The organism is Solibaculum intestinale (genome assembly GCF_040096205.1).
In the GTDB taxonomy this organism is placed as follows: Bacteria; Bacillota; Clostridia; order Oscillospirales; family Acutalibacteraceae; genus Solibaculum_A; species Solibaculum_A intestinale.
Genome location: NZ_JBBMFD010000010.1, coordinates 67,480 through 78,004 on the forward strand (window position 1 = coordinate 67,480; position 10,525 = coordinate 78,004).

General features: G+C 60.0%; 9 protein-coding genes and 1 pseudogene. 4 read left to right on the forward strand and 6 right to left on the reverse strand.

What is annotated here, in order from left to right; all coding sequences use genetic code 11:
• Nucleotides 1-47: 47 nt before the first annotated feature.
• Together WMO26_RS07460 and WMO26_RS07465 are read left to right on the forward strand one after the other, a co-directional pair.
• Nucleotides 48-1,238, forward strand: a complete 1,191-nt coding sequence (locus WMO26_RS07460) for a coenzyme F420-0:L-glutamate ligase (protein WP_349219348.1) — start codon at nt 48-50, stop codon at nt 1,236-1,238.
• Between the two features lie 217 nt (nt 1,239-1,455).
• Nucleotides 1,456-2,105: pseudogene (locus WMO26_RS07465) on the forward strand (flavodoxin family protein).
• 50 nt (nt 2,106-2,155) lie between these two features.
• On the opposite strand, the gene WMO26_RS07470 reads toward WMO26_RS07465, so the two are convergent.
• From WMO26_RS07470 to WMO26_RS07495, 6 genes are all read right to left on the reverse strand, one after another.
• Entirely contained in the window at nt 2,156-3,001 is an 846-nt protein-coding gene (locus WMO26_RS07470; RefSeq protein ID WP_349219350.1) for an HAD family hydrolase, read from the reverse strand.
• Nucleotides 3,002-3,023: 22 nt separating this feature from the next.
• Nucleotides 3,024-4,616: a ribosomal protection-like ABC-F family protein gene (gene abc-f / locus WMO26_RS07475; RefSeq protein ID WP_349219352.1), complete on the reverse strand. Its 1,593-nt coding sequence runs from the start codon at nt 4,614-4,616 to the stop codon at nt 3,024-3,026.
• A gap of 360 nt (nt 4,617-4,976) precedes the next feature.
• Entirely contained in the window at nt 4,977-6,314 is a 1,338-nt protein-coding gene (locus WMO26_RS07480) for an oxidoreductase (protein ID WP_349219354.1), read from the reverse strand.
• A gap of 34 nt (nt 6,315-6,348) precedes the next feature.
• On the reverse strand, nt 6,349-7,278 hold the full coding sequence (prmA, locus tag WMO26_RS07485; protein WP_349219355.1) for a 50S ribosomal protein L11 methyltransferase: 930 nt from the start codon (nt 7,276-7,278) through the stop codon (nt 6,349-6,351).
• Nucleotides 7,279-7,295: 17 nt separating this feature from the next.
• Entirely contained in the window at nt 7,296-8,039 is a 744-nt protein-coding gene (locus tag WMO26_RS07490; protein WP_349219357.1) for a glycoside hydrolase family 25 protein, read from the reverse strand.
• A 4-nt stretch (nt 8,040-8,043) separates the two neighbouring features.
• A complete protein-coding gene (locus tag WMO26_RS07495; protein WP_349219359.1) occupies nt 8,044-8,241 on the reverse strand; it encodes a hypothetical protein in 198 nt (65 codons plus the stop codon).
• Here WMO26_RS07495 and WMO26_RS07500 point away from each other — a divergent pair.
• Both WMO26_RS07500 and WMO26_RS07505 read left to right on the forward strand, forming a co-directional pair.
• Nucleotides 8,232-9,134: a M14 family metallopeptidase gene (locus WMO26_RS07500; protein ID WP_349219360.1), complete on the forward strand. Its 903-nt coding sequence runs from the start codon at nt 8,232-8,234 to the stop codon at nt 9,132-9,134. The two genes, WMO26_RS07495 and WMO26_RS07500, sit on opposite strands and share 10 nt — an antisense overlap.
• 223 nt (nt 9,135-9,357) lie before the next feature.
• A complete protein-coding gene (locus WMO26_RS07505; protein WP_349219361.1) occupies nt 9,358-10,062 on the forward strand; it encodes a hypothetical protein in 705 nt (234 codons plus the stop codon).
• The last annotated feature ends 463 nt before the right edge of the window (nt 10,063-10,525 follow it).

Here is a 10,525-nt window from a genome sequence, read left to right on the forward strand (position 1 = left end):
AAAGCGGGGATTCCCCGCAAATTTACGAGTATGCAGGAGGATGTTCTATGCAGCGTATGATCGGAACCCAGGCGCGGGGAATTCGCGCGCCGATTATCCGGGAAGGGGACGACCTGGCGGCCATTGTGGTGGAGTCGGTTTGCAGCGCGGCCCAGGCGGAGGGCTTTTCCCTTCGGGACCGGGACGTGGTGGGCATTACCGAGGCGGTGGTCGCCCGAGCCCAAGGCAACTACGCGTCGGTGGACGCCATTGCCGCGGACGTGAAAGCGAAGTTCCCGAATGGGGAAATCGGCGTGATTTTCCCCATCCTCAGCCGCAACCGGTTCGCCATCTGCCTGCGCGGCATCGCCAGAGGAGCGAAGAAGATCATCCTTCAGCTGAGCTACCCGGCCGACGAGGTGGGCAACCATCTCATCAGCGAGGACGACCTGGACCGCTCCGGTGTGGACCCGTTTCAGGACGTGCTTGACGAGGAAGCCTACCGGAAGCATTTCGGCTGCCAGCTCCATCCCTTTACGGGGGTGGACTATGTGGAGTATTATACCTCCCTTATCCGGGAGGAAGGGGCCGACGTGCAGGTGATTTTCGCCAATTCCCCCTGCGCCGTCCTTTCCTATACCAAGGACGTGCTGGCCTGCGACATTCACACCCGCGCCCGCACCAAGCGGCTTTTGAAAGCGGCGGGAGCCAATACCGTTTACGCCTTGGACGACCTGATGACCGCGTCGGTTAACGGCAGCGGCTGCAACGAGGAATACGGCCTTTTGGGGTCCAACAAAGCCACCGAGCAGAGCGTCAAGCTGTTCCCGCGGGACTGCCGGGCGTTTGTTGCCGCCGTGCAGGACAGGTTTCTCAAGGAAACCGGCAAGCACATCGAAGTGATGGTGTACGGCGACGGGGCGTTCAAGGACCCGGTGGGGAAAATCTGGGAGCTTGCCGACCCGGTGGTTTCCCCGGCCTATACCGACGGTCTTTCCGGCACCCCCAACGAGCTCAAGCTCAAGTACCTGGCGGACAACCAGTTCGCCCATTTGAAGGGCGAGGAGCTGCGGGAAGCCATCGCCGCCTCCATCCGCCAAAAGGACAAGGATTTAAAGGGCCGCATGGAAACCCAGGGCACCACCCCCCGGAGGCTGACCGATCTGTTGGGCTCCCTGTGCGATTTAACCTCCGGCAGCGGGGACAAGGGAACCCCCATCGTGCTGGTGCAGGGGTACTTTGACAGCTACGCCGACTAAAGAGAACCCTTTCGTTTCGATTGAGAACGCGCGCCGGACGGAAAGCCGGCGCGCGTTTTTTGATGGACTATTGGGGAATGTAGGCGAATAGAATGAGAGAATAGAAAAAGCCCCGGAGACAGCGCACCGTTTGGGCTGCCTTGGGGCCGGCATAGGAGAGACGGCTATGAAAATTGCGCTCATTCACGGGCAGAACCACAAGGGCTCCACCTACCACATGGGACGCCTGCTGGCCGAACGTCTGGCAAAGGAGGATCCCATCCGGGAATTCTTTCTGCCCAAGGACCTGCCCCACTTTTGCTGCGGCTGCGCCCAGTGCATCCTCAAAAGCGAGACCCTCTGCCCCCATGCGAACGAACTCGCCCCCATCACCAAGGCCATGGATGAGGCGGACGTACTGATTTTTACCACCCCGTCTATGTTTACCACGCCACCGGCTCCATGAAGGCGTTTCTGGATCACTATGGATACCGCTGGATGGTCCATAGGCCAGAGGAAGCGATGTTTCACAAGCAGGCGGTCTGCCTGTCCACAGCCGCCGGAGCGGGAATGAAATCTGCCAACCGGGACATCAGGGACAGCCTTTTTTACTGGGGGGTGCCTAAGGTCTATTGCTATGGGATTGCGGTGCGGGCCACCTCCTGGCAGGGGGTATCTTCCAAGAGACGGAAAAGGATCGACCGGGCTGTCCGAAAGCTGGCGAAGCAAGTGGAGGGGCGGCAGGGGAAGATCCGGGTCCCGCTTAAGACCAGAGGCTATTTCGCCGTCATGCGCAAATTGGTGTCGGGCTGTTGGAACCCGGCCGACCAGGTGTACTGGCGGGAAAGGGGCTGGGACAAAGACAAACGTCCCTGGAAAGCCGATTGATACGGCGTATAAGGAAGAGGAGGAACCACATTGGCGGTTCCTCCTCTTCCTTATATTGCATACCGGGCGGCTATCCAGCTTGCCACTGCGTCGTCGTCGCAGTCCCCGATGTGATGGGCGGCGGCCGCCTTTACCGATGCGCACGCGTTTTCCACGGCTACGCTTTCGTCGGCAGTGTCAAACAGAGACAGGTCGTTGCGGTTGTCCCCAAAGCAGACGAGGCGCTTCGCCCCGGTGTATTCCCGCAAAAGCGTCGCCTGCCTGCCCTTGCCTGCACCCGCCGGCATTACCTCCAGCCAGAATTCCTCCCGGCGGTAGACGTCCCGCTGGAAGTTGACCGCATACCGCCGGTCGGCGGCAAAAGCGTCCGCCAGGCCCCCCAACTCTTTAAGGCTCCCGATGGCGGTAAAGTAAAACGCACCGCCGGCAAACAGATCCTCCATCCCTGTTGCCGGGCGAAGGCGTGGATCGTTTTCCCGGGAGGCAAGGTAAGCTTGTACGCCGGGGGATTGATGGGGAGAAGGCAGAAAGGAAACTGTTTCCATTCCGCCCTGCATGGCGTAAACAAGGGGCTGCACTCCGGCGTGCTCAAACCGGGAGCGTGCTTCGTCCACCACCTGGGGCGCGAAGACGGAGGCGGCCAGTAGCCTCTTGGTTTGCGGGTCCACCAGAAAAGCGCCGTTGTAGGTGATGACCGGCAGCGTAAGCCGGAGCTTGGAAAGGAGGGGGCCGGCCGAGTTCCAGGACCGGGCGGTGGCTATGGTAAAAAGCAGCCCCCGCTCCATGCAGCCGTTTAGCAATGCCGCCGACTGGGCGGACAACGTCCCGTCCCGCCGAAGCAGGGTGCCGTCTAGGTCGGACACGTATAAAATTCCGTCGTGGATGGCTGAAGCCATAAGCGGCCCTCCGTTTCGATGGTTATATTCCCAGCTCCACTCGCTTGGTGGCCACATGGTCGGCAAACACCGCATCGTGCTCCACAAAGAGGATGGTGGGCTTGCAGGCGAGCAGCAGCTCTTCGAGCTGGACGCGGGAAAGGATGTCGATAAAGTTGAGCGGTTCGTCCCACAGGTACAGATGGGCGGGCTTGGAAAGGCTGGCCGCCAGCAGCACCTTTTTCTTTTGCCCGGCGCTCAGTTCCTCCAAGCGCTTTTCAAACTGGGTGCGGGAAAAGTCCAGCTTTCGCAGAATCGCTTTGAAAAGAGGTTCGTCGAGAGAACGGGAAAGAAGGAAATCCCGCAGGGAACCCGACAAAAACGAGGTGTCCTGGGGGACATACGAGAGAGTCAGCCCGCTCATAAGGCGGCAGGCGCCCTCGCAGGGGAGCGGCTCTCCCAGCAATAGCTTGAGCAGGCTGGATTTCCCGCAGCCGTTTGGCCCGATAAGGGCAACCCGGTCTCCCGCCTCGACGGTAAAGCTGAGATGGTCGAACACGGTGTGGCCGCCAAAGCGCAGCGACAGGCCGGTTGCTTCCAGAAGCCGGGGCTTTGGGGGCTTTAAGGTGACGATTTTAAGCGCATCTTTCGTCTCCAGGTCCTTGAGCAGAGCTTCCTTTTCCTCGGCCGCTTTGGTAAGCCGCTGCTCGGCCGCTTTGGCCCGCTTCATCAGTTTCGCCGATTTGTGCCCCAAATATCCCCGGTCGGGGCGTAGGCCGGAATTGCGCGAGCCGATTTTCTCTTTCTCCACCCGGCCCGACCAGTCCGCGCTGCGGGCCGCCGCTTCGTTTAGCCGGCGAATGTCCTTTTGCAGCCGCTGGCTCTGGGCCGCTTCAAATTGGTCGAGCCGCTTGCGGTTCTCTTCCCAAACGTCGTAATTCCCCTTTTGCAGGGTAATGGTGGAGCGGTTGAAAGACAGAATATGGTCCACCGCTTCGTTTAAGACCGCCCGGTCGTGGGAGACCAGGAGAAAACCGGATTTTGAACGCAGATATTGGGCCACCGCCCGGCGGCCCTGGGCGTCCAGGTGGTTGGTGGGCTCGTCGATGAGCAAAAACCGGTTTTTGCGTAAAAACAGGGCGGCCAGCAAAAGCTTGGTCCGTTCGCCGAAGCTCAGAGTATCGAAAGGGCGGGCGAGGGCGCCTGGAGAAATTTGCAGCAGATTTGCCTCCCGCTTCAGAAGTTCGTCGATGCAGTACCCGTCCGAAGCCTCGTACTGCTCGAGCACCTGGCCGTACTGAACGAGCATGTCCGGGGAGCCGTCTGCCAAAAGCGCCTCCATCTGCACCTCCCACCTAGTGAAGGGAGCCACCGCCTCCCGCGCCACCTGCAAAGCGGGACGCTCCGGGTTTTCCACCTCAAAGGGAAAATAATCAAAGGAAACCGGGGACGAAATGAGCCCCCGATAGGGGTATTTCCCCATCAGGAGGTTTAAAAAGGTGGTCTTCCCTCGGCCGTTTCGGCCGATGAGCCCCAGCCGCCAGTCGGTGCTCAGCTGCAGGGAAAGATGAGAGAAGATGTCTTCTGCGCTGGTATCGTAAGAAAAGGTAAGGTCTTCTATGGTGATGATTGCCATTTGGTGTTCCCTCCCGTACAAACAAAATAGCCGCAGGAAAGAAACCTTTCCCGCGGCCAGATAACCATACGAAAGAGAACGCGGCCGGGTTTACACCCATGGACGCGCAGCAAAATCGAAAAAAGTGAGGGCAATCGAACGCATAAGGGCATCTTTCCTGCTTATGGCGCCAAAAGCCGCACCGCCCTTTCGGCAGCGAAGCGTTTGACCTTGGTCCAAACTAGCAAGAAAAATGACGCAAGCCCGATCTTCCCCTTTCGGTTCCAAAACTAGGGCCAGTATAACACGCACGACTTTCCCTGTCAACCGGAAAAAGCGGGAATTTTGCCGGCCTACTGCCGCCGGAGACGGAAAGCCCGCTTATATATGCTCGGCCACTTGCCGGGAGCTGGCGGGGGGCTTTCCCTCCCGGCCGGCCCGGTAGATGGGCAGGTAAACCTCCTTATCCCGGATGACGCAGCCGGAGGTACCGCCGTCGCGCATGATCTCGGTGCATTTGCTGCAGGCGATGCAGCACTTTTCCCGTTTCATGCCTCCCTGTTCCAGCAGATCCGCGGCAAAGTCCGGATAGGCTAGGGCCTGCCGGCCGAACCCGGCCAGGTCAAACCAGCCGTCCTTCACCCCGCCGGCCGCCGCCAGCGAGCCAAATTCCCGCAGCCAGCTCAGCGCGCTGCACAGGAAGGCCGTATCCGGGCAGGCCTCCTTCAATTCCTTCACCGCCGCGAGCATCTTGCTCACGTAAATCAGAGGATGCACCGGCGGGCGGTAAAACCCGATGTCGTACGGGCGGTTGACGTGGGGGTTATAATAGGGGTTCCCGGCGGTGATGTCGATGAGCTCCACACCCAGAGCGCGCAGCCGCCGTACCAGCTCTTTGGTTTCGGTCAAGTCGGGGGTGCGGAAGTCCTCTTTTTTCACACCGAAGCCGTAAGGGTCCGGGATTTCATCGAAGGCATTGAGACGCACTGTGACCGGGATTCTCGCTTCCTCCTTGACCCGGCGCACCGTAGTCAGAAGCATCCGGCTGCGGCCCTCAAAGTCTCCGCCGTACTTGCCCGGCCGGGTTTTCGCCCCCATCAGCTCGGCAAATAGGTACCCGTGGCAGCATTTCACGTCCACCGCGTCGAACCCCGCCTCCTTCGCCTGCCTGGCCCCTTCCACAAAGGCGTCCTGCAAAGCGTCCAGTTCCTCGTCGGTGATGATCTTGTAGGTCTGTCCCGGCCGGTCCAAATAAGGGTTTTTCGCCGCGATGACGGGCTGCGGCTTGGAATACCGCCCCGAATGGGTCAGCTGCAGCACGGTGAAAGGAACCGGATGCCCCGCTCCTCTGGCCGTGTCTGCAATCTGCGCCTGTAAGGTGGCCATGGCCGGGGCCGTGTCCCGGTTGATGCAAAGCTGGCGGGGATTCGCCCGCCCGTTCGGGTCCACCGCCGCCGCTTCCAGCCAAATGAGGCCTGCGCCTCCCGCTGCAAACCGGCGGTACCGGCGCATCGTCAGCTCGCCCGGGCGGCCGTCCGCCGTACCGTCGCAGCCCTCCATGGGCTGAATGCAAAGGCGGTTTGGAATCTCCCTGCCGTAGACGGCAAGCGGCGCCTTGAGCGAAGACAGATCCTTGGAAAAGGGAAGCGTTACGCCGCAGGCTGCGCAGGCGGCGGTCAGCTCCTCTAACGTGTGATAGGAAAAAGGTTGGTGCTCCATAGTGAAAACCTCCTGGGTTGTGTGTTACAAGGCGTCAGCCCTCTTTGCGCTTGCAGGCAAAACAGAGCCAGCCGCCGTCTTCCATCCGGTCTACCACCGCAAAGCCGTTTTCCTCGAATGCGGCGAGTACGTCTGGCTCCCGTGTGTCAATGATGCCCGAGGTGATCCACACGCCGCCGTGCGCCAGATGCCGGTCGATGGAGGAGGACAGGGAGATGATCGCATCGGCCACGATGTTGGAGACAACCACGGCGAACGTCCCCTGCACCTGGGTCACCAGATCCCCGGCCAGCGCCGTGAAGGCGGGGGGCTCCATGCCGTTTAGCCGCCCGTTCTCCGCCGCCGTTTTCACCGCCAAGGGGTCGATGTCCACCCCCACGGCCCTCGATGCGCCCAGCAGCAGCCCCGCGATGGATAAAATCCCGCTGCCGCAGCCCACGTCCAGCAGCTCGCAGCCGGGGGCAATCACCCGCTCGAGCATGGCAAGGCAGAGACGGGTGGTGTTGTGCCCGCCGGTGCCGAAGGCGGCGCCCGGGTCGATGCGCAGCACCTTGCGGCCTTTCGTATGGGGTACGTCCTCCCAGAGCGGGCAGATGAGCAGCCGTTCTCCCACCGTCAAGGGCTTGAAATACTGCTTCCAGTTGTTGGCCCAGTCCTCCTCCCGGATGGCCGCGGTGTTGAGCGTGTGGGGGATTTTCTCCGCGGTGTACCGTTCGGTGAGGAATGAGAGGGCTTCAGTGGGGTTTGCCTCAGGCGACAGGTAGATGTGCACAATTGAATGGGTCCGGTCCTTTCGGAGCAGGTCCTCGTCAATGAGATCAATGTGGGCGATTTCCCGGGCCCCTTCCTCTAAGTCGGAATAATCCTCCAGGTAAAGTCCGTAGGGTACCGTCATCTGCGCGATGTCCGCCGCCGCGTCGGTGTACCTGGTGGGGACTGTAATGGTGACTTCCGTCCATTCCATAAAAACGACTCCTTTTCTTATGGCTGCGCGCCGTAGCGCCTAAATTCCTCTTCCGTACCGCAAAACACGTTGAGGTCGATGCATTTCTCGTCTCCCTGATAACCGGGAAGACGGCCCTTGTCCGTATACTGCCAGAAGGCGTATTCCCGCCCGTCCGGCAGGGACGGGGTGAAAAACACGTCTCGGATCCAAATGTCATACTCCTCATAGCCGCCGGCCAGGTACCGCTTGTAAGCCTTTCCGGTGGAATAGAGGATGGGTTTGACCCCATAGTGCTCGGTAAGCCGGATGAGCAAGGGAACCAGCCGGGCCTCCACCTCCTCCCGGGACGGCGGATTTTGCTCTTTGTCCCCGTAAAACTCCACGTCCACCACCGGTGGCAGGTCGCCCTCCCGCTTGGGAACCGTTTTTATGAAATGGGCGGCTTGGCTTTCCCCGGAGCTGTCGAAGCTGAAAAAGTGATAGGCCCCTACCCGCAGGCCGGATGAGCGAGCCTCCACCCAGTTTTCTGCAAACTGGGCGTCGGTAAAGGAACTGCCCTCGGTAGCCTTCACGAAGGCAAAGGAAAGGTCCTGCCCGGCAAGGACCGGCCAGTCGATTTCCCCCTGATGGGCGGACACGTCCACTCCACGCACGGGAAACTGCTCTTTGGACGGGCGGTTTGGGAGAAAAATCCCCTCCTGCCAAAGAAGCAAGCAAGCCACCCCCGCCGCCAGCAAGACGGCCGCGCTTACGGCGGCGGTAAAAACAGCTTTTCGCATCCGTTCACTTCCTCTCGGTTCCCCGCCCTGCGGGAAATTCGCTGCACTTATCATACCATTTTGCATCGGCTTTCTCAACCATGTCCTTTTCGCGAAATTCGCCTTTCTTTTCGTCTGATTGCCCCTTGCGGCGCATACCCTTAAGTGGAGCAGTTTTTTCACCGCTGCGAATCCAAAGAAGGGGCGACTGCCATGCAATCAATTGTGACAAACCATCCGCCGGTTCATCAAACCGTACGCAACTACATCAATACCCTCCACGCCACCTATCCGTTTCTCGAGGAGCTGCCCTCCGGCCGCAGCGTCTTAGGCCGGGAAATCTTCTGCCTGACTATGGGCAAAGCAAAGGACAAGGTGCTCTATGTGGCCGGTACCCACGGCAGCGAATGGCTCACCTGCATGGTGCTGCTGCGTTTTCTCGACCGGCTGTGCGCAGCCTACCAGGACGGGGGCACCATCGCCGGGGTAGATGTGCGCACCGCCCTGCTGGGACGGGGCTTGGCCTTTGTGCCGTGTTTAAACCCCGACGGGGTGGAAATCGCCCTGCGCGGGTACGACGGGGCGCTGCGCAATTCCTCCTTGGTGCGCAAATTAAGCGGCGGGGATACCCGCTGCTGGCAGGCCAACGCCAGGGGCGTGGACTTAAACCACAATTTCGACGCCGGCTGGAAAGAGCTGCGAAAGCTGGAACGGGAGCAGGGCATCTTTGGCCCCGCCTGCCGCCAGTTCGGCGGCAGCTGCCCGGAAAGCGAGCCGGAAACCTGGTGGCTGGCAAAGCTCTGCCGGGCCCAGCGCTTCCGCCATGCCCTGACGCTGCACAGCCAGGGAGAGGTCATCTACTGGCGGTACGGGGAGCGCACCCCCCAGCGTGCCCGCATGATGGCGAACGTACTCGCCAGCGCCAGCGGCTATACCCTCGACGACCCGGACGGCCTGGCCTCCTACGGAGGCTTCAAAGATTGGTTCATCGACGAGTTCGGCCGCCCGGCCTTTACTATTGAGCTGGGGTACGGGGAAAACCCGCTGCCGGTCTCCGATTTCGAGCCGGTGTACAGCCGTGTGGAGGAAATGCTGCTTCTGGCAGCTATGATGTAAGGGAAAGCTTTTCACGTCTTGGATATCATCCGCCTGTTTTAGACGATATTACCAGAAAAGGCGAAAAGAACACGCTGCTTTTGCGTAAGAGGGAACAATCGTTACAAAACTGTAACTTGCACATAGGGGGAATCGCGGTAAAATAAAGAAAGTATTTTACCCAAGACAGGAAGCGGAATGGTTGCCGCGTCCCGTGGAGAGGAAAACTGCCGGGAGGTTTCAGATGAAGGGATTTTCCAAAGCAATTGCGCTGCTTTTATGTGTCATATTGGTGCTGGCGGGCCTGTCCGCCTGCAGCAAACCGGAGCCGGGCGTTTTCTCTGGGCCGTCGGAAGAATCGTCTCTGCCGGGTACCTCTGCGCTGACGGTGAGCAACACCGGCGCCGGCGAAGAGGTTCCCTCTCCGCCCACCACCGAAACGGCGGGCGCTTTGATGGAGCAGGACCAGGACCTGCTTGACGACATTCAGAGCTTTGTCAATTCCACCTATATCGCGGGAAGCAGCTTTGAAAATGATACCCTGCCCGACTCGCGCATGGCTCTTTCCGCCATGTTTTTGTGCCGGGATCTGAAGGAGCTTTCCTATACCGAAGACGGGCTTGTGAGCATCGACGCAGTTTATTTCGATAAGGCGGTGCTCGACTACTTCGGCCAGCCCATCCGCGATGCCTCTACGCTGACCGACTTTATGCCTACCTATCAGGACGGGAAATATTACTGGTACCCCACGGGGATGGATTCCTTCTACCAGTTTACTGCCGAGCGCGCCTATGACCTGTCCGGCGGCTACATCCGGGTGGAAGGCAAGGCCCAGCAGATGAAGATGGGGGAAAGCGAACCAGCGGACGAAATGGAATGCGTCGTCATCGTGCTGCAAAAGCCGGAATCTCCCTATGGGTACAATATGATTGCGGAGAAATGCAAATAAGAAAACCGAAAACGCCCGCCGACAGCAAGATTGCTGCCGGACGGGCGTTTTTTGGTGAGCGGCGGAAGAAAGAGGGGCGGCGGGCGGCCTTGAAATTGGGAACTTGGGGACCCAGGCCAAACGGCGGCCTGTCGCCGAGTGACTTGTATAGGGATGTAGGCTCGTTTTCATACGTTGGGCAGGGGCTGCCCAAGGAGCGGACCATTCGGAACCTGTCCGGCGCAGACACAAAGGCAACGCCGCCGGCCTTTTGTCCCGCGGTTATGCCATTTTTCAGAATGAGTCCGGGTCCGCCGTTCGTCACGGGATCGGCAGGATGGCCTGCCCGGTGTGAAACAAAGGGACAGAAGCGGGTATTATCCAGGGACCCGGCGCTGTCCATTTGGCGGAATGCTCCATGGGGATAAGGAACAGAGCGGGCCGGTACGGAAAAGAAAAAGGGCCGGACGCCCAAAGCGAGATC